Source organism: Pseudomonas sp. XWY-1, from assembly GCF_002953115.1.
In the GTDB taxonomy this organism is placed as follows: Bacteria; Pseudomonadota; Gammaproteobacteria; order Pseudomonadales; family Pseudomonadaceae; genus Aquipseudomonas; species Aquipseudomonas alloputida.
In genome coordinates, this window is sequence record NZ_CP026332.1 from 4,253,777 (window position 1) to 4,272,484 (window position 18,708).

The 18,708-nt window shown below is 62.4% G+C and carries 18 protein-coding genes and 1 tRNA gene; 3 read left to right on the plus strand and 16 right to left on the minus strand.

The genetic code is table 11. The features are described 5' to 3' along the window. The first annotated feature begins 15 nt into the window (after nt 1-15). Complete coding sequence (locus tag PRJ_RS19750) at nt 16-1,506, plus strand: MDR family MFS transporter (RefSeq protein ID WP_177410042.1); 1,491 nt, start codon at nt 16-18, stop codon at nt 1,504-1,506. A 127-nt stretch (nt 1,507-1,633) separates the two neighbouring features. On the opposite strand, the gene uvrB is transcribed toward PRJ_RS19750, so the two are convergent. Next, nucleotides 1,634-3,649: an excinuclease ABC subunit UvrB gene (gene uvrB / locus PRJ_RS19760; RefSeq protein ID WP_010952992.1), complete on the minus strand. Its 2,016-nt coding sequence runs from the start codon at nt 3,647-3,649 to the stop codon at nt 1,634-1,636. Between the two features lie 284 nt (nt 3,650-3,933). Here uvrB and PRJ_RS19765 point away from each other — a divergent pair, with 284 nt between their 5' ends. Then, on the plus strand, nt 3,934-5,130 hold the full coding sequence (locus tag PRJ_RS19765) for an amino acid aminotransferase (RefSeq protein WP_010952990.1): 1,197 nt from the start codon (nt 3,934-3,936) through the stop codon (nt 5,128-5,130). Between the two features lie 62 nt (nt 5,131-5,192). Then, nucleotides 5,193-5,268, plus strand: a tRNA-Asn gene (locus tag PRJ_RS19770). Nucleotides 5,269-5,498: 230 nt separating this feature from the next. Here PRJ_RS19770 and PRJ_RS19775 read toward each other — a convergent pair. From PRJ_RS19775 to rpmF, 15 genes are all read right to left on the minus strand, one after another. Next, a complete protein-coding gene (locus PRJ_RS19775; protein WP_104962280.1) occupies nt 5,499-6,059 on the minus strand; it encodes a DUF1285 domain-containing protein in 561 nt (186 codons plus the stop codon). A 10-nt stretch (nt 6,060-6,069) separates the two neighbouring features. Next, nucleotides 6,070-6,675: a DUF4823 domain-containing protein gene (locus PRJ_RS19780; protein ID WP_020193440.1), complete on the minus strand. Its 606-nt coding sequence runs from the start codon at nt 6,673-6,675 to the stop codon at nt 6,070-6,072. 66 nt (nt 6,676-6,741) lie between these two features. Then, nucleotides 6,742-7,710 carry a GTP 3',8-cyclase MoaA gene (locus PRJ_RS19785; protein ID WP_104962281.1) on the minus strand — a complete coding sequence of 323 codons (969 nt, stop codon included), beginning with the start codon at nt 7,708-7,710 and terminating at the stop codon, nt 6,742-6,744. A 156-nt stretch (nt 7,711-7,866) separates the two neighbouring features. Further along, nucleotides 7,867-8,502 (minus strand): TetR/AcrR family transcriptional regulator, encoded by a 636-nt coding sequence (locus tag PRJ_RS19790; RefSeq protein WP_003247170.1) that lies wholly within the window; start codon nt 8,500-8,502, stop codon nt 7,867-7,869. An 823-nt stretch (nt 8,503-9,325) separates the two neighbouring features. After that, nucleotides 9,326-10,108 (minus strand): TatD family hydrolase, encoded by a 783-nt coding sequence (locus tag PRJ_RS19810; protein WP_010952986.1) that lies wholly within the window; start codon nt 10,106-10,108, stop codon nt 9,326-9,328. Between the two features lie 30 nt (nt 10,109-10,138). Next, nucleotides 10,139-11,125, minus strand: a complete 987-nt coding sequence (locus PRJ_RS19815; RefSeq protein WP_104887229.1) for a DNA polymerase III subunit delta' — start codon at nt 11,123-11,125, stop codon at nt 10,139-10,141. Then, nucleotides 11,118-11,750, minus strand: coding sequence for a dTMP kinase (gene tmk / locus PRJ_RS19820; protein ID WP_020192642.1), 633 nt, complete (start codon nt 11,748-11,750; stop codon nt 11,118-11,120). The genes PRJ_RS19815 and tmk overlap by 8 nt, the downstream gene beginning before the upstream one ends. 9 nt (nt 11,751-11,759) lie before the next feature. After that, a complete protein-coding gene (mltG, locus tag PRJ_RS19825) occupies nt 11,760-12,995 on the minus strand; it encodes an endolytic transglycosylase MltG (RefSeq protein WP_104962282.1) in 1,236 nt (411 codons plus the stop codon). A 4-nt stretch (nt 12,996-12,999) separates the two neighbouring features. Then, complete coding sequence (pabC, locus tag PRJ_RS19830) at nt 13,000-13,815, minus strand: aminodeoxychorismate lyase (RefSeq protein WP_012053291.1); 816 nt, start codon at nt 13,813-13,815, stop codon at nt 13,000-13,002. Beyond that, nucleotides 13,815-15,059 (minus strand): beta-ketoacyl-ACP synthase II, encoded by a 1,245-nt coding sequence (gene fabF / locus PRJ_RS19835; RefSeq protein WP_003247162.1) that lies wholly within the window; start codon nt 15,057-15,059, stop codon nt 13,815-13,817. Before fabF ends, pabC begins: the two co-directional genes overlap by 1 nt. 187 nt (nt 15,060-15,246) lie before the next feature. After that, nucleotides 15,247-15,483, minus strand: a complete 237-nt coding sequence (acpP, locus tag PRJ_RS19840; RefSeq protein ID WP_003247161.1) for an acyl carrier protein — start codon at nt 15,481-15,483, stop codon at nt 15,247-15,249. 203 nt (nt 15,484-15,686) lie between these two features. Continuing rightward, nucleotides 15,687-16,427, minus strand: coding sequence for a 3-oxoacyl-ACP reductase FabG (fabG, locus tag PRJ_RS19845; RefSeq protein WP_003247160.1), 741 nt, complete (start codon nt 16,425-16,427; stop codon nt 15,687-15,689). A 15-nt stretch (nt 16,428-16,442) separates the two neighbouring features. Next, entirely contained in the window at nt 16,443-17,381 is a 939-nt protein-coding gene (gene fabD, locus PRJ_RS19850; RefSeq protein ID WP_010952936.1) for an ACP S-malonyltransferase, read from the minus strand. Between the two features lie 127 nt (nt 17,382-17,508). Beyond that, entirely contained in the window at nt 17,509-18,519 is a 1,011-nt protein-coding gene (plsX, locus tag PRJ_RS19855; protein ID WP_104962283.1) for a phosphate acyltransferase PlsX, read from the minus strand. Between the two features lie 3 nt (nt 18,520-18,522). Beyond that, entirely contained in the window at nt 18,523-18,705 is a 183-nt protein-coding gene (rpmF, locus tag PRJ_RS19860) for a 50S ribosomal protein L32 (protein WP_003247154.1), read from the minus strand. Between the last annotated feature and the right edge of the window lie 3 nt (nt 18,706-18,708).

An 18,708-nucleotide genomic window follows, 5' to 3' on the forward strand; every position in this document is an offset into this window, starting at 1 on the left:
CGCGACTGGATCGCGGTGATGAGCGTGATGCTCGGCGCCTTCATGGCAGTGCTGGATATCCAGATCACCAACTCCTCGCTGAAGGACATCCAGGGCGCTCTGTCGGCGACCCTGGAAGAAGGCTCATGGATTTCCACCTCGTACCTGGTGGCGGAAATCATCATGATCCCGCTGACGGCCTGGCTGGTGCAGCTGTTGTCGGCGCGGCGCCTGGCGGTGTGGGTATCCGGCGGTTTCCTGCTGTCGTCGCTGCTGTGCTCGATGGCCTGGAACCTGGAGAGCATGATCCTGTTCCGTGCCTTGCAGGGTTTCACCGGCGGCGCGCTGATCCCGCTGGCCTTCACCCTGACCCTGATCAAGCTGCCCGAGCACCACCGCGCCAAAGGCATGGCGATGTTCGCCATGACCGCCACTTTTGCCCCCTCCATCGGCCCCACCCTGGGCGGCTGGCTGACCGAGAACTGGGGCTGGGAATACATCTTCTACATCAATATCCCACCGGGCCTGCTAATGATCGCCGGCTTGTTATACGGGCTTGAGAAGAAGGAGGCGCACTGGGAGCTGCTGAAAAGTACCGATTACGCCGGCATCGTCACGCTCGGCCTTGGGTTGGGCTGCCTGCAGGTGTTTCTCGAGGAAGGCCATCGCAAGGACTGGCTGGAGTCGCACCTGATCGTCGGCCTGGGCAGCGTTGCCCTGGTCAGCCTGATCACCTTCGTCATCCTGCAGTTTTCCAAGCCACACCCGCTGATCAACCTGCGTATCCTCGGCAACCGCAACTTTGGCCTGTCGAGCATCGCCAGCCTGGGCATGGGTGTGGGCCTGTACGGTTCGATCTATCTGCTACCGCTGTACCTGGCGCAGGTACAGGGTTACAACGCCTTGCAGATTGGCGAGGTGATCATGTGGATGGGTATTCCGCAGTTGTTCCTGATCCCGCTGGTGCCGCAACTGATGAAGGTGATATCGCCCAAGGTACTATGCGCGCTGGGGTTTTGCCTGTTCGGCGCTGCCAGTTTCGGTTCGGGGGTGCTCAACCCGGACTTTGCCGGGCCGCAGTTCAACCATATCCAGATCATACGCGCCCTGGGCCAGCCGATGATCATGGTGACCATCTCGCTGATTGCCACCGCGTATATCCAACAACAGGATGCAGGGTCCGCGTCGAGCCTGTTCAATATTCTGCGTAACCTCGGTGGCGCGATTGGTATTGCCTTGCTGGCCACCCTGCTGGATGCGCGCACCAAGGTGTACTTCGACTACCTGCGCGAATCGGTGGTGCCGAGCAACCCACAGGTGGCTGAGCGGCTGGCGCAATTGGCGGAGCGCTTGGGCAATGACAATGCGGCGCTGGGCAAACTTAGCGAGATTACCCACCAGCAGGCGCTGATCATGGCTTACAACGATGCCTTCCACTTTGTCGGGATCGGGTTGGCGGTGAGCATGGTGGCGGTGTTGATGACCCGCAAGTTGCCGGAAGGGTTGAAGGCTGGGGAAGCCCATTGAGGCTATTACAGATTAGATGCGGTCCCTGTGGGAACGGGCATGCCCGCGAACACCGGCGCAGCCGGTGCCAGCCACCGCGTTGAATTCTTCGCGGGCACGCCCGCTCCCACAGGGCCCGCGCCCGGCTTCAGCTGCTAATCAACCGCTCCCGCAGTTGCGCAATCTCGTCACGCAACTGCGCCGCAGCTTCGAACTCCAGGTCGCGGGCGAACTGCATCATTTTCTCTTCCAACTGCTTGATGCGCTTGGTGATCTCGCCCGGCGTACGCAGTTCGGCCTCGTAACGGGCGCTCTCCTCCGCCGCCTTGGCCATGCCCTTGCGCTTCTTGCTGCGCGCACCGGGCACGGTGGCACCTTCCATGATGTCGGTGATGTCCTTGACCACACCCTTGGGCACGATGCCGTTGGCTTCGTTGAAGGCGATCTGCTTCTCGCGGCGGCGCTCGGTTTCGTCGATGGCCCGCTGCATCGAGCCTGTTACGTTATCGGCGTACAGAATGGCCCGGCCATTGAGGTTACGTGCCGCGCGGCCAATGGTCTGGATCAGGGAGCGCTCGGAACGCAGAAAACCTTCCTTGTCCGCATCGAGGATGGCCACCAGCGACACCTCGGGCATGTCCAGGCCCTCGCGCAGCAGGTTGATGCCCACCAGCACGTCGAAGGTGCCCAGGCGCAGGTCGCGGATAATCTCCACCCGCTCCACCGTATCGATGTCCGAGTGCAGGTAGCGTACCCGCACGTCGTGGTCGGCCAGGTAATCGCTGAGGTCCTCGGCCATGCGTTTGGTCAACGTGGTCGCCAGCACTCGCTCGCCTGCCGCGACACGCTTGCGGATCTCGGACAGCAGGTCGTCGACCTGGGTCAGCGCCGGGCGCACCTCTACCTGCGGGTCGACCAGCCCGGTCGGGCGCACCACCTGCTCCACCACGCGTCCGGCATGCTCAGCCTCGTAGGGGCCCGGAGTGGCCGAAACGAAAATGGTCTGCGGGCTGACATCCTCCCACTCGTCGAAACGCATCGGCCGGTTGTCCAGCGCGGAAGGCATGCGGAAGCCGTACTCGACGAGGGTCTCCTTGCGTGAACGGTCGCCCTTGTACATGGCGCCGACCTGCGGAACGCTGACGTGTGATTCATCGATCACCAGCAGCGCATCGGGCGGCAGGTAATCGTACAGGGTGGGCGGCGGCGCCCCGGCCGGGCGCCCGGACAGGTAACGCGAGTAGTTTTCGATGCCGTTGCAGTAGCCCAGCTCGAGGATCATCTCCAGATCGAAGCGGGTGCGTTGCTCCAGACGCTGCGCTTCGACCAGCTTGTTGGCCTTGTGCAGGTATTCCAGACGCTCCTTCAGTTCTTCCTTGATGCCCTCCACCGCTTCCAGCAGGGTTTCCCGCGGGGTCACGTAGTGGCTCTTGGGGTAGAACGTGAAACGTGGCAGCTTGCGGAAAACCTCGCCGGTCAACGGATCGAAGGCGGCGATGTTCTCCACTTCATCATCGAACAGCTCGATGCGGATGGCTTCCAGATCCGATTCGGCCGGGAAGATGTCGATCACATCGCCGCGTACCCGGAAGGTGGCGCGGGCAAAGTCCATTTCGTTGCGGGTGTACTGCAGGTCGGCCAGGCGGCGCAGCAGCGCGCGCTGGTCGAGCTTGTCGCCACGGTCCACGTGCAGGACCATTTTCAGGTAGGTCTCAGGGCTGCCCAGGCCGTAGATGCACGACACAGTGGTCACGATGATCGCGTCACGCCGCTCCAGCAGCGCCTTGGTCGCCGACAGGCGCATCTGCTCGATGTGGTCGTTGATCGAGGCGTCCTTCTCGATGAAGGTGTCCGACGACGGCACATAGGCTTCCGGCTGGTAGTAGTCGTAATAGGAAACGAAGTACTCCACCGCGTTGTTGGGGAAGAATGCCTTGAACTCCCCGTACAACTGGGCGGCCAGCGTCTTGTTGGGCGCCAGCACCAGCGTCGGGCGCTGCACCTGCTGGATGACGTTGGCAATGCTGAAGGTCTTGCCCGAACCGGTCACCCCAAGCAACGTCTGGTGCGACAGCCCCGCCTCTATGCCTTCGACCAACTGGCGGATAGCCTCGGGCTGGTCGCCAGCCGGCTGGAAACGTGTGACGAGCTGGAACTCGGACATGAAGGACCTCGCGGTGCAGCAGCTGTAAATTTAGCCAGTAGTCTATACCCAAATGCGCCCGTTCGGGGGCGCTTTCAAGGCACAGGTGTGGGCGCATGCAACGGTGGACACGGCATTTAGACCAATGGTCGAAAAATATTTGCGCAAATAGCCCCAAAAGCTGCGCCAGAGTGTCGCGGTGACCGGTCGGTATCACTATACTGACTCCCCGTTTGTGCACCGCTTCAGTGCATTCGGCTGGAGCGTGTACGCCCTATCACACTCCAATCAGAGCCAAGGTAACAATGAGCCTGTTTTCCGCTGTCGAGCTGGCACCCCGCGACCCTATTCTGGGCCTCAACGAAGCATTCAACGCCGACCCACGTACCGACAAGGTCAACCTGGGCGTAGGCGTGTATTGCAATGAGGAAGGCCGCATTCCGCTGCTGCGCGCCGTGATCGAAGCCGAAACCCAGCGTGCCGCCCAGCACGCTTCGCGCGGCTACCTGCCGATCGACGGCATCGCCACCTACGACCAGGCTGTGCAGAAGCTGCTGTTCGGCGCCGAGTCGCCACTGCTGGCCGCCGGCCGCGTGGTCACCGTGCAGGCCGTCGGTGGTACCGGCGCGCTGAAGATCGGTGCCGACTTCCTCAAGCGCCTCTCGCCCAACGCCGTGGTTGCCATCAGCGACCCTAGCTGGGAAAACCACCGTGCGCTGTTCGAATCGGCCGGCTTCCCGGTGCAGACCTACCGCTACTACGATGCGCCGACCAACGACGTCAACCGCGCGGGCATGCTCGAAGACCTCAACGCCCTGCCATCCGGTTCGATCGTGGTGCTGCACGCCTGCTGCCACAACCCGACCGGTGTCGACCTGAACCTGGACGACTGGAAGAACGTCCTGGAAGTGGTCAAGGCCAAGGGCCACGTGCCGTTCCTCGACATGGCCTACCAGGGCTTTGGTGACGGTATCGCCGAAGACGCCTTCGCCGTGCGCCTGTTCGCCGAGTCGGGCCTGGAGTTCTTCGTTTCCAGCTCGTTCTCCAAATCGTTCTCGCTGTACGGCGAGCGCGTCGGCGCACTGTCGATCGTCACCGCCTCCAAGGACGAGAGCACCCGCGTGCTGTCGCAGGTCAAGCGCGTGATCCGCACCACCTACTCCAACCCGCCAACCCACGGCGCAACCATTGTTGCCACCGTGCTGAACAGCGCAGAACTGCGCCAGATGTGGGAAACCGAACTGGCCGAAATGCGCGAGCGCATCCACGGCATGCGCAAGCAGATGGTATCGCTGCTGGCCGAATACGGTGCCAACCGCGACTTCAGCTTCGTTGGCCGCCAGGTCGGCATGTTCTCCTACTCGGGCCTGACCGTTGAACAGGTCACCCGCCTGAAGAACGACTTCGGCATCTATGCCCTGGACACCGGCCGTATCGCGGTGGCCGCGCTGAACCAGAGCAACATCCACGTGGTGACCAAAGCGATCGTGGAAGTGCTGTAACTCATTGTTTTGCCTGGGGGTGGGTTGACTTCTCCCGGGCAATCAGTAAGATACGCGCAGATTCCGCGATAGCTCAGTCGGTAGAGCAAATGACTGTTAATCATTGGGTCCCTGGTTCGAGTCCAGGTCGCGGAGCCAGACATTGAAGAAGCCCCCGGATGCGCAAGCAACCGGGGGCTTTTTCGTTGCGCTGAAATTATTGGCCAGCAACGGTGAACGGCGGGCGGAGATTGGCCAGCAGGCCCGGCCCTTTCGCGGGTAAACCCGCTCCTACGACGGCCTGTGTTCAACCACCGATGTGTGTCCACCACCGATCCGGTGTAGGAGCGGGTTTACCCGCGAAGAGGCCGGCATCGCCAACAGAGGCCTCAATCACTGCGCCCGATCGGGTAAAACGCCCCCCGGCTCCACACCCCAAGCCATTCCTCCCCGTCGATCACATGCGGCACCGCCAGCTCCACCAGTTGGTAAAACACATTGCGATTTATCAGCGCCTCCAGGTTGCTGCGCATCAGCACATACGGTGATGGCTCCTGCGTCAGCGGGTCGATCACCACCCGCAGGGGATTATCCGGCCCCGCCTCGACCTGGTCCTCGACATTGCTGGTAAAACGCAGCACCTGCTGCTCGCCTTCGCCCTGCACTTCCAGCAACACGGCCACGAACGGCGCATCGTCAACACGAATGCCGACCTTCTCTACCGGGGTAATCAGGAAGTAGTCATCGCCGTCGCGGCGAATGATGGTAGAGAACAGCCGCACCATCGGCTTGCGCCCGATCGGCGTGCCCAGGTAGTACCAGGTGCCATCGCGGGCAATGCGCATGTCGATGTCACCACAGAATTCCGGGTTCCACAGGTGCACCGGCGGCAGCCCCTTGGCCTTGGGGATCTGCGCCAGAAGGTCATTGGCCTTGCCGGAGTCGCTCATCACGCTTGCCTCATTCACTCATGCCCAGAAGGCTACGAGCGTACTCGCGCATCGGCGCACCAAGCAAATCCTCCGGGGTGTTGTCGTGGAACGTCAACAAACCGCCACGGCTCTTGATGCGTGCGGTGTCGATCAGGTAGCGGGTACTGGTTTCGATCAGCATCATCTGCACCACGCCAGTGTCCCAGCCCAAGCGGTCGACGGCCTGCTCGTCATACCACTCGTCACCATTGCCGATGCGATCGTCGGTACGTGCGAAGCGCGTGTACAACACGTAGTCCGCACCCACCGCGCGCGCCTGGGCGATGGCCTCTTCGAGGCCCAGCGGGCCCTGGGCGCGACGTACCATCGGGAAGTATTCGACGAAGCTCTTGAAGGCCTGCTGGGCCACTGCATTCTGCCGAGGCACCGGCCCCTCGCCCGGCGGCACGAATGCACCCTGGCCAATGAAAATGAACGAATCAGGCTGCAGGCGGATCGACAAGGAGCGACGGGTTTCGCTGTGGTCCAGCAGACCGGCATCGCTCATGTGATAGCGGACGCCTTCGCCCATATCGCTGACATTCATGCAGCCGCCCAGCGCCATCAGCGCCAGCAGCAAGACCAGGCTACGCATCTTTCCTCCAGTGGCCGGCGACGAAAAACCGGCGAATAGCCGGCGGATGCAGCTTTTGCGCCAGCTTCAGCCACCGATCACTTTCATGACGGTCACGCCGCCGGAAAAGGCCACGTCTTGCTTGTCAGCCAAAGCCTTTACCAACAACCGCTGCAAGGCCGGCAGCGCCTGATGACGCGGTTTTTCCAGCAGGTCGCCGACGAAGTGCCGGTTACCTGACGACAGGCAGCCATGCAGCCACCCCGTAGAAGACAGGCGCAGCCGCGAGCAGGTACGGCAAAACGGCACGCTTTCGTTGGCAATGACGCCGAAGTGGCCCCTGCCGGGGATGTGGTAACGCATGGCAGTGGCGTCCAGCGGCGCATTCACCTGGGCGTAGGTATGCTGGCCGCCGATCAGCGCAAGCAGCTGGTCGAGGCCTACAAACTGCTGGAGGAAGGCGTTGCGATCGTGAGAGAGGTGGCCCATGCGCATCAGTTCGATGAAGCGCAGCTCGAAGCCGCGCGCGAGGCAGTAATCCAGCAGGGGCAGTACCTGATCAAGGTTTTTCCCGCGCATCGGCACCATGTTGACCTTGATTCGCATACCCAGGGCGCTGGCCTGCTCCATTCCATCCAGCACAGTGCCCAGGTCGCCGCCACGGGCAATCTGGCGGAAAGCCAGCGGGTCGAGGGTGTCGAGGGAAACGTTCAGCCGACGAATCCCAGCCGCCTGCAGTTGCGGCAACTTGCGCGCCAGCAACTGGCCGTTGGTGGTCAGCGAGACGTCATCAAGGTCGAGTTTGGCCACGGCAGCCAGAAAGGCATCCAGGCGCGGGCTGACCAGTGGCTCACCGCCAGTAATCCGCAGGCGCTCGATGCCGGCGGCTTCGATCAGGTAGGCCACGCCACGGGCCAAGGCATCAGCCGACAGCTCGTCCTGCGCCGCCACCAGCCGCTTTCCGTCAGGTACACAGTAGGTACAGGCGTAGTTGCAGGCAGCCGTCAGGCTGACGCGCAGGTTGCGAAAGCGCCTGCCTTGACGATCGACAATCATGAATGACTCCGGCATGGATGAAGGGGCCGGCAAAACCTGACTCATAAATCAGGTTTTTGCAAGCCCCAATGCGCAATGCCGAATTTCCAAACGATAGCCAAACGCTTCGGGCTGCACTGCCGCGCAGCGGACGCACGACGCCGTTTCGCTAAATGCTCAGTTCGAGGGTTCCGGGTCGCGCTTGCGCTTGTTACCCATACGCACGCCAATGTCCATCAGGAACTGGAAGAAGCCTTCCTGGTCTTCCAGCACGTTGCTCCAGAACGGCGAGTGGTACAGCGCCACAGCGCCGTGCACCAGCGCCCAGGCAGCGCAGTAGTGGAAATACGGCGGCACGTCTTCGAGCTTGCCTTCGCTGATACGGCCCTTGATCAGCTGGGTCAGGCGGTCGAAATTGGAGGCACGGATGCTGTGCAGCTGCTCGACCATTTCCGGCACCTGATTGCCCTTGACCACCTTTTCTTCAAGGCGGTCGAACAGCCGGTAGCGTTGCGGGTCGCGCATGCGGAACTCGAAGTAGGCGCGCGACAGCGCTTCCTTGTCACGGTCGACGTCGGCCGAGTGCAACAGCTCGTTCAGGTCACGCTCGTAATCGAGCATCAGGCGCAGGTAGATCTCCGCCTTGGACTTGAAGTGCTTGTAGATCGTGCCTTTGCCGATGCCCACGGCGTCGGCGATCATCTCGACGGTGACGCTGTCTTCACCTTGCTCGAGAAACAGCTTGAGCGCGGTATCGAGGATTTCCTGTTCGCGACGGCGAAACTCACGGACCTTACGAGGTTCTTTCTGCATGGGAAGGACTGGATGACAATCGAAGCGGTTTATTATGCCTAACTTGCGGGAAATTGCACGGATCATCCACGCATGTCTGTGTTTCACGATGCATACGGCCATGCGCTGCGGGAGGAACGAAACGTTGGCGTATTCCAAATCTGTTTAAAAAACGTCCAATATGCACTGGCACTGCGCCAAACCTGACCAATACTTGAAGTGTTGGCGCGGCGCATCCCCCCCAGTGGCGCGCCGATAAAGGTGCTCAGGGACCGCGTACCTTTGTTTTACTCCTAATGGTCTTAACCCGGATTCCTCCCCCAGAACCCGGGTTTTTTTTGTGTTTTTGTGGGGAGGATGGTGTGACGGCTGTCAGGTGCGTGACGCAAGATTGTCAGCGCCTGTGAGATCGAGCGTCGCCCGCGCGGCGCTTCGCGGGTAAACCCGCTCCTACGCTTGTTTCGGGCCAATTAGGCCTGGGGGATTTGCGCGCGAACGCCTTGGCGCACGCCTCGATATCGCGTCGTACAAACAAGGCGGTCGCGCGCGCCTGGCACAGAAGAGCGCCGCCCGCGCGGCGCTTCGCGGGTAAACCCGCTCCTACATTTGTTTCGGGCCAATTAGGCCTATGGGATTTGCGTGCGAACGCCTTGGCGCACGCCTCGATATCGCGTCGTACAAACAAGGCGGCCGCGCGCGCCTGGCACAGGACGGACTGGCCCGAAACAAATGTAGGAGCGGGTTTACCCGCGAAGCGCCGCGCGGGCGGCGCTCGATCTCACAGGCGCTGCAAGGGTTGTGGCAGGCACCTTGTGCCCCTCACACAATCTTTAACCCCGGTAAATCAAGCCACCCGCGCCAACGGGAACAGCCGCTTGAAGTTGGCGGTAGTCTGCTCCGCCAACTGCTCATAACTGGCCCCACGCAACGAAGCCACATACTCCGCCACCTCCCGCACATACTGCGGCAGGTTCGGCTTGCCCCGGTGCGGAATCGGCGCCAGGTACGGCGAATCGGTCTCCACCAGCAAGCGATCGACCGGCACCTGCCGCGCCACTTCACGCAAGGCATCGGCATTGCGGAAGGTCACGATGCCCGACAGCGAGATGTAATAACCCAGGTCCAGCGCGGCCTTGGCCATGTCCCAGTCCTCGGTAAAGCAGTGCAGCACGCCAGCCTGCGGCAGGTTGGCCTCACGCAGCAGCGCCAGGGTATCGGCACGCGCCGCCCGGGTATGCACGATCACCGGTTTGCCGGTCTGCCTGGAGGCCTCCAGGTGCAAGCGGAACGAAGCCTGCTGCAGCTCGGCAGCCTCCGGCTCGTAGTGGTAATCCAGCCCGGTTTCACCAATCGCCACCACATGCGGGTGGGCCAGTTCGCGCAACAACCATTCCAACGCCGGGGTTTCGCCAGGGGCCAGGTCCAGCGGGTGCACGCCCACCGAGCAGTCGACGTCAGCGTACTGCTCGCTCAGCGCCTTCACTGCACCCGCATTCTCGGCACTGACGCCAATGCACAGGAAATGCCCGACCCCACGCTCACGCGCCGCCTGCAGGGCAGCGTCGAGGGAGCCCTGGTGAGCAGTGAGGTCAAGACGGTCGAGGTGGCAATGGGAATCTACGAGCATGGGATAACGGCACACATGAAAAATGGAAAATCAGCGGGCACCCGGCAGTTGCAGCCAGTGAGCCAGCAGCGATTCAAGCAACAAGGCGCGGTTGAGGTTGGCCTTGCCCAGTACCTTCTGGCGCTGTTCGAGGATCCATGCCTGCACCTCCAGCACCTTGGCCTGGCGGCTCTTCTGCGCCAGGTATTGCACGACCTTGCGCATATCGGCCAAGCCTAACCCTTCCTCGTCCTGGGTCAACTGATAGCGCAGGATCAGGTGCGACCAATCGCAGAACCAGTCGAACAGCAGCAACAACGGCACACCGCTCCAGGCATCGGCCAGCTGGCTCGGCGATTGCTGCTGCTTGAGCAGCTTCTTCACCCCATCGGCCACCAGCGCGCGTTGCTCGCGCACACCCTGCGCCTGCAGGCTGACCGCCATCAATGGCGAACCTGCCGCCAGCGTCAGCAGCTCATCGCGCTCGACCTCGTCGCAGTCGGGTAACGCGCCAGTCAGCCATGCCTGGCTCTGGGCCAGACTGGGCTGCGGACAGGCCACCTGCTGGCAGCGGCTCTTGATCGTCGGCAACAGACGGCTGGGCTGGTGCGTCACCAGCAACAACACGGTATCACCGGAAGGTTCTTCAAGGCTTTTGAGCAGGGCGTTGGAGGCGTTGACATTCATCGCCTCCACCGGCTCGATCAACACCACCTTGCGCCCGCCCAGCTGCGCGGTCTGCACCACAAAGGCCACAAGCTCGCGTACCTGGTCGACCTTGATCGGCTTGTCAGCCTCCTCCGGCTCGAGGACGAAGTTGTCCGGGTGGCTGCCGGCCTTGAGCAACAGGCACGACTTACACGCCCCACAAGCGTCCAGGCCCTGCGGCTGCTGGCACAACAGGCGCGCCATCAGACGCTCGGCCATGGCCCGCTTGCCAATACCCTGCGGCCCATGCAGCAGGTAAGCGTGGGCATGGCGGCTGCGACCGGCCAGTTGCTGCCACAGCGCCTGCTGCCAAGGGTAGGCCTCAGCCACGGCAACGCTCCAGAATGCCTGGCAGCAGTACGTCGATGTCACGCTGCACCGCCTCCAGGGATTGTGCCGCATCAAGCAGGCTGTAGCGCTGTGGCGCGCCTTGGGCACGCTGCAGGTACGCCTGGCGCACCGCTTCGAAGAACGCCTGCCCTTCCTGCTCGAATCGGTCAAGGCGGCCACGGGCGGCGGCGCGGGCAAGGCCCACTTCCACCGGCAGGTCGAAGACCAGGGTCAGGTCCGGGCGCAGGTCGCCCTGGACGAATTGTTCCAGAACCGCGATACGCTCGACCGACAGACCACGCCCGCCACCCTGATAGGCATAGGTGGCGTCCGTGAAACGATCACACAGTACAACAGCCCCGCGGGCCAGCGCCGGGCGGATGACCTGCGCCAGGTGCTGGGCGCGAGCGGCGAACACCAGCAGCAGCTCAGTGTCGGCCGCCATGCCTTCGTCGCTGGGCGTCAGCAACAGTTCACGCACCTTTTCCGCCAGCGGCGTACCGCCTGGCTCACGGGTCAGCACCACGTCCAGGCCGTGCTCGCGCAGGCGCGCGGCCAGGTAGTCGCGATTGGTGCTCTTGCCCGCGCCTTCGGGGCCTTCCAAAGTAATAAACAAGCCGCTCACAGGCAGTCCTTAATGTTGTTCGTCAGGCGTCGGCCGCTCGGCCGCTTGCGCACCGCCGGCAGGGGCATCCTGCGCGGGCGCTTCATCGGGGGCTGGCTGCGCAGTTGGCTCATCCGCTGCTGACGGGTCCGCTGCTGGGGGCTCAGGGCGCTGCGCATCGTCGGCGCCCGATGCCTGTTCGGCATCATCGGCACCTGGCTTGGCCTCTTGCTGCGGCGCGGGGCTGGAGCGGTAGTCCGACCGGCGCTTGAGCTGGAACTCGCGCACTGCCGAATTGTGGTCGTCGAGGTCGTCGGAAAACACATGGCTGCCATCGCCGCGGGCGACGAAGTAAAGACTGGTGCCATTGGATGGGTTCAGCGCCGCGTGAATCGCCTCGCGGCCGACCATGGCGATCGGGGTCGGCGGCAGGCCGGTCATGGTGTAGGTGTTATAGGGCGTCGGCTCGCGCAGGTCGGCGCGGGTGATCTTGCCGTTGTAGCGTTCACCCATGCCATAGATAACCGTCGGGTCGGTCTGCAGCATCATACCCAGGCGCATGCGCCGCACGAACACGCCGGCGATCTGCCCGCGCTCCTGCGGAATGCCGGTTTCCTTCTCTACCAGGGAGGCCATGATCAGCGCCTGGTACGGGTCACGATACGGCAGGTCGGTGGACCGCTCGGCCCACTCCTTGGCCAGCACTTCGTCCAGACGCATGTAGGCCTGCTGCAGCAACTCGACATCGCTCATACCCCGCACGAAGCGGTAGGTGTCGGGGAAGAAGCGGCCTTCGGGGAATACACCGGTATGGCCGAGCTTGTCCATGACCTCGGCATCCGACAAGCCGTCCAGGGTATGCTTGATCTTTTCATGCTTGGCCACGGCCGCACGCACCTGGCGGAAGGTCCAGCCTTCGACCAGGGTGAGGTTGTACTGCACCACGTCGGCACGGCGCCAGGCGTCGAACAACTGCTCGACGGTCATGCCAGGGGTAAGACGGTACTCGCCAGTGTGCAGCGGTGTGCCGGCCATGTTGAAGCGCCAGTACAAACGCAACCAGACAGCATCGTCAAGCAACCCTTCTCTTTGCATGCTGTAGAACATGCGGTTGGGGTTAGTGCCATTGGGCACATCCAGCAGGCGCTCCTGCGTGACGTGCAGGGGCTGCTCCAGGACCGAGTTGACCTTCCAGGCCGACCAGCCAAACGCCAGGCCGGCAAGGATCAAGCCCATTTCCAGCAACAGCAGGAATTTACGTCTCACGAATTCAGGTTTCCAGTAACGTACGGGCAACGGCCTGCAGTTTACGAGTGAGCGGGCCCGGCGACCAGTTTAGCGCGGCTACGCCACACACGGGCCAAATGCCGTAAACGCTATTGCAAACAAATACTTCATCCGCTTGCTCAAGCGCCTCGAACGACAGGTCGCAGACGTGTGCCGCAATACCCAGCAGCGGGGCCTGTTCCAGCAGTGCGGCACGCATCACGCCCGCCACGCCACAACGGCTAAGGTCGGCGGTAAGCAGCACGCCATCACGCACCAGAAACAGATTGCTGTATACCCCTTCGATCACCCTGCCCTGCGCGTCACGCATCAGGCCTTCGGCATGGACGCTGTCCTGCCATTCGGCACGGGCCAGCACCTGCTCCAGGCGGTTAAGGTGTTTGAGGCCAGCCAGCAGTGGTTGTTCCCCAAGCCGGGTCTGGCAGGGGAACAACCGCACACCATGCTCAGCATGCTCGACAGGATAACGGGGTAATGGGCTGCCTTGCAGGATACGCCGCGGCGCTGCATCGACAGCTGGCGCATAGCCACGCTGGCTATCGCCACGGGTAAGGATAAGTTTGACGACACCCTCACCCAGCTGGCTGGCGTAACGCAGCAACTCGTCGCGCACCAGCGCCAGGTCGGTGTTGATCGCCAAGCGCTGGCAGCCCAGCGCCAGGCGTGCAAGGTGGCCGTCCAGCAAGCTGGGCCGGGCACCTCGCACGGCGATGGTTTCGAACAGGCCATCGCCGTAGGCCAGGCCGCGGTTCTGCAGGTTGAGTGCAGTCGCCGGCTGGCCGTCGATCCAGCTGTGCATCAGTCGGCAAACCGGCGGAATACCAGCGAGCCGTTGGTGCCGCCAAAGCCGAACGAGTTGGACAGCACCACGTCGATCGGCATGCTGCGCGCCTGGTGGGGAACGAAGTCGAGGTCACACCCTTCGTCCGGCTCGTCCAGGTTGATGGTCGGTGGGGCCATCTGGCTATTGATTGCCAGCACGCTGAAGATCGCTTCCACCGCGCCCGCGGCGCCCAGCAAGTGGCCCGTCATCGACTTGGTCGAGCTGACCGCCAGCTTGTAGGCATGCTCGCCGAACACGCGCTTGATCGCCGCCACTTCGGCCACATCGCCCGCCGGGGTAGAAGTGCCGTGGGCGTTGATGTAGCTGACGTCTTCCGGCTGGATACCGGCATCGCGCAAAGCGTTGGCCATGCAGCGGGCAGCGCCCTCGCCAGAGTCGGGTGGCGAGGTCATGTGGTAGGCGTCGCCGCTCATGCCAAAGCCAACCAGCTCGGCATAGATAGTCGCACCGCGGGCCTTGGCGTGCTCCAGCTCCTCGAGCACCAGGGCTCCGGCACCGTCGGACAATACAAAGCCGTCACGACCCTTGTCCCACGGGCGGCTGGCCCGGCTGGGTTCATCGTTGCGGGTAGACAGTGCGCGCGAAGCGCCAAAACCGCCCATGCCCAGACCACAAGCGGCCATCTCGGCGCCACCTGCGATCATCACGTCAGCCTCACCGTAGGCGATATTGCGCGCGGCCATGCCGATGCAATGGGTGCCAGTGGTGCACGCAGTGGCGATGGCATAGTTCGGCCCTTGCAGACCCAGGTGGATCGACAGGAAACCGGAGATCATGTTGATGATCGAACCCGGCACGAAGAACGGCGAAATGCGGCGCGGCCCTGAATCGTGCAGGGTGCGGCTGGTTTCTTCGATGTTGGTCAGACCACCGATACCCGAGCCCATGGCCACGCCAATACGCTCGCGGTTGGCATCGGTGACCTCCAGGCCGGCATTACGCACGGCCTGGAAACCAGCCGCCAGGCCGTATTGGATGAACAGGTCGAGCTTGCGGGCCTCTTTGGCCGACAAGTACTGCTCAACCTCGAAGCCTTTCACCGAGCCGCCAAAACGGGTGGAGTAGGCAGACAGGTCCGTGTGTTCGATCGGACCGATGCCACTGCGGCCAGCCAGAATGCCCTGCCAGGTGCTCGGTACATCGGTACCCAGTGGCGACAGCATACCCATACCGGTGACCACGACGCGTCTACGCGACACAGTACTCTCCTTTTCTAATAACAGAGTCTCTTGCCATTGCATTCAAGTACTGGAATGAAATGGCAACAAGCTCTTGGTGCGCGGTGAACGAAGCCGCCTGATAAATGCGAGGCGCTCGCAAAGAAAAAACCGCACGCCGGCGAAGGCAGTGCGGTTTTCCCCGACAAGAAACGTCGACTGTAGCGTCTTAGGCCTGGTGGGCTTTGACGTAGTCGATGGCAGCTTGAACGGTAGTGATCTTCTCGGCTTCTTCGTCAGGGATTTCGGTCTCGAATTCCTCTTCCAGAGCCATCACCAGTTCAACGGTGTCAAGCGAATCGGCACCCAGGTCATCGACGAAGGACTTAGTCTCAGTCACTTCTTCTTCCTTGACGCCCAGTTGCTCGGCGACGATTTTCTTGACGCGTTCTTCGATGGTGCTCATACCTAGTTTTCACTCCTAATGGATATATGTCAGGCAGCTGGCCGGTGGCTAATTTTATAGAAAGACGTTCGCTTTTCAAGCTAAACGCACCTTCAGGCTAGTCACCACACCCGCTGCCTGGAATCTGGTTGCAGCTTTATAACGGATTTTAGGCTCGCAGTATGACTCTTTTTTTACGAAACCCGTCACATTGAGTTGCAGTATTACATGTACATCCCGCCGTTGACCGGCACGGTAGCGCCGGTCACGTAGGCGGCGCCGTCGGACGCCAGGAACGAAACCACCTTGGCAATTTCGTCAGCCTGGCCCAGGCGGCCCAGCGGAATCTGGGTCTGCAGGGCTTCGCGCTGAGCTTCCGGCAGCTCGCGGGTCATGTCGGTATCGATGAAGCCCGGGGTCACCGAGTTGACGGTGATGCCACGCGAACCCACTTCACGCGCCAGGGCGCGACTGAAGCCTTCCAGACCGGCCTTGGCCGCCGCGTAGTTGGCCTGACCCGCGTTACCCATGGCACCGACGACCGAGCCGATGCTGATGATACGACCCCAACGTGCCTTGGTCATGCCACGCAGCACGCCCTTGGACAGACGGTAGAGGCTGTTGAGGTTGGTGTCGATGACATCGAACCACTCGTCGTCTTTCATGCGCAGCATGAGGTTGTCGCGGGTGATACCGGCGTTGTTGACCAGGATGGCCGGCGCACCGAACTGCTCGCCAATGGCGGCCAGTACGGCTTCAACCGATTCGGCGCTGGTCACATTCAGCTCCATGCCGGTGCCGGTGATGCCGTGTTCTTTCAGGGTGGCAGCGATGCGCTCGGCGCCGGACGCCGAAGTGGCGGTACCGATCACGGTCGCGCCCTGGCGGCCCAGCTCGAGGGCGATGGCCTGGCCAATGCCACGGCTGGCGCCGGTAACCAGTGCAACTTTACCTTGCAGGCTCATGCAAGCTTCTCCAAATCAGGCCAGTGCCGCGCGGGTGGCAGCAACGGCGTCAGGGGTGTTGAGGTTGTAGGTGGTCACGCCGTCGGCGCAACGCTTGTTAAGGCCAGCCAGGACCTTACCCGGGCCACACTCGACCAGGTTGACCGCACCGTTGGCGGCCAGGGTCTGCACGCACTCGACCCAGCGTACCGGCTGGTACAGCTGTGCCAGCAGGTCGTGCTTGAGGGCATCGAGGTCGGCGGCGACGGCGGCAGTGACGTTCTGCACCACCGGAATCTGCGGGGCCTTCCATTCGATGGCATTGACCGATTCGGCAAAGCGCTCGGCAGCTGGCTTCATCAGGGCGCAGTGCGACGGGACGCTCACCGCCAGTGGCAGGGCGCGCTTGGCACCTTTGGCCTTGCACAGCTCCATGGCGCGGTCTACCGCCGCCTTGTTACCGGCGATGACCACCTGACCAGGCGAGTTGAAGTTCACGGCGCTGACCACTTCATCTTCAGCGGCTTCGGCGCAGAGTTCCACGACCACAGCATCGTCCAGGCCGAGAATGGCAGCCATGGCGCCGTGACCGGCCGGTACGGCTTCCTGCATCAGCTGACCGCGGCGCTCGACCAGGCGAACGGCATCTTTCAGGCTGATGCTGCCAGCGGCGACCAGGGCGCTGTATTCGCCCAGGCTGTGCCCGGACACGAAGGCAGGCTTGGCACCGCCCTCTTCCAGCCACAGGCGCCACAGTGCGATGGACGCAGTAAGGATTGCCGGCTGGGTCTTGTCGGTCTGGTTGAGTTGCTCTTCCGGGCCGTCCTGGACCAGCTTCCACAGGTCGTAGCCGAGCGCTTCGGACGCTTCCTTGAAGGTTTCGATGATCACTGGCTTCTCGGCGCCGAGCTCGGCGAGCATGCCCAGCGACTGGGAACCTTGACCGGGAAAGACGAATGCGAGGGATGCAGACATTGAACAAGCCCTTATGATCTTGTCGTCGGATAGTGTGCGCCAGGCCCGAGGCCAGGCGCGGAATCTGAAAACTTGGATGGAAACATAGACCAAGCGGTCACATTTAAGCACTTCATCGGCGAAATGCCTAAGGCAACAGATCTTCAAGGCGGCCGTGCAGCCGCTGCGGCAGGTTTTCCTGAATTTCGATCAGCGCCCGCTGGATGGCACTCTGAAACCCCTGCACGCCCGCCGAGCCATGACTCTTGATGACGATACCCTGCAGCCCCAGGAAGCTCGCCCCATTGTGCCGCGCCGGCGCCAGGTCGGCCTGCAGACGCTTGAGCAGCGGCATGGCAACGGCCCCGGCAACGCGGGCAAAAGCACCGCCCTTGAACAGTTTTTCGATGCGCGCACCAATCATCGTCGCCAGGCCCTCGCTGGACTTGAGCAGTATGTTGCCGACAAAACCGTCGCACACCACCACGTCTGCCTCACCCCGGTACAGGCCATCCCCTTCGACGAAACCGACATAGTTGAGGCCGCGGGCGTTCTGCAACAGCGTGGCAGCCAGCTTGACCTGCTGGTTACCCTTGATGTCCTCGGTACCGATATTCAACAGCGCCACGCGTGGCCGATGCACACCCAGGGCCTGAGCGGCCACCGAGCCCATTACCGCGAACTGGTAGAGGTTTTCGGCACTGCAGTCGACATTCGCGCCCAGATCGAGCAGTTGGCAGTAACCCGCCTGGGTCGGGATCGCCGCCACCATGGCCGGCCGGTCGATACCCGGCAGGGTCTTGAGCACGAAGCGCGACAACGCCATCAGCGCCCCGGTATTGCCGGCACTGACACAGGCCTGGGCTTTTCCGTCGCGCACCAGTTCGAGGGCGATGCGCATCGACGAATCCGGCTTGCCACGCAACGCCTGGGATGGCCGCTCGTCCATGCCGACTACCTCACTGGCGGCGACAATCTGCAGGCGCGCGCGATCCGCAGCTGGCAGGCCGCTGACGAGATCTTCAAGGAGGGAGGGTTGACCGACGAGGGTCAGATGAAGCGAGGGGGTAGCCGAAAGGCAGGCAATGCTAGCCTGGACAATGCTGCGGGGACCGAAGTCCCCGCCCATTGCGTCGATCGCGATGACCTGAGCGGACAAGGATTACTCGTCAGCGCCCTTGTCGACCACTTTACGACCACGGTATACGCCTTCTGGCGAAACGTGGTGACGCAGGTGAACTTCACCGGTGGTTTTCTCTACCGACAGCGCGTTTTCCGACAGGGCGTCGTGCGAACGGCGCATGTCACGGGCAGAGCGGGATTTTTTGTTCTGCTGAACAGCCATAAT

Excerpts from the sequence above, each read along its gene's own strand:
- uvrB (WP_010952992.1), bottom strand. The coding sequence starts at position 3,649 with ATGTCCGAGTTCCAGCTCGTCACACGTTTCCAGCCGGCTGGCGACCAG.
- PRJ_RS19765 (WP_010952990.1), top strand. The coding sequence starts at position 3,934 with ATGAGCCTGTTTTCCGCTGTCGAGCTGGCACCCCGCGACCCTATTCTG.
- PRJ_RS19775 (WP_104962280.1), bottom strand. The coding sequence starts at position 6,059 with ATGAGCGACTCCGGCAAGGCCAATGACCTTCTGGCGCAGATCCCCAAG.
- PRJ_RS19780 (WP_020193440.1), bottom strand. The coding sequence starts at position 6,675 with ATGCGTAGCCTGGTCTTGCTGCTGGCGCTGATGGCGCTGGGCGGCTGC.
- PRJ_RS19785 (WP_104962281.1), bottom strand. The coding sequence starts at position 7,710 with ATGATTGTCGATCGTCAAGGCAGGCGCTTTCGCAACCTGCGCGTCAGC.
- PRJ_RS19790 (WP_003247170.1), bottom strand. The coding sequence starts at position 8,502 with ATGCAGAAAGAACCTCGTAAGGTCCGTGAGTTTCGCCGTCGCGAACAG.
- PRJ_RS19810 (WP_010952986.1), bottom strand. The coding sequence starts at position 10,108 with ATGCTCGTAGATTCCCATTGCCACCTCGACCGTCTTGACCTCACTGCT.
- pabC (WP_012053291.1), bottom strand. The coding sequence starts at position 13,815 with ATGCACAGCTGGATCGACGGCCAGCCGGCGACTGCACTCAACCTGCAG.
- acpP (WP_003247161.1), bottom strand. The coding sequence starts at position 15,483 with ATGAGCACCATCGAAGAACGCGTCAAGAAAATCGTCGCCGAGCAACTG.
- fabG (WP_003247160.1), bottom strand. The coding sequence starts at position 16,427 with ATGAGCCTGCAAGGTAAAGTTGCACTGGTTACCGGCGCCAGCCGTGGC.
- fabD (WP_010952936.1), bottom strand. The coding sequence starts at position 17,381 with ATGTCTGCATCCCTCGCATTCGTCTTTCCCGGTCAAGGTTCCCAGTCG.
- rpmF (WP_003247154.1), bottom strand. The coding sequence starts at position 18,705 with ATGGCTGTTCAGCAGAACAAAAAATCCCGCTCTGCCCGTGACATGCGC.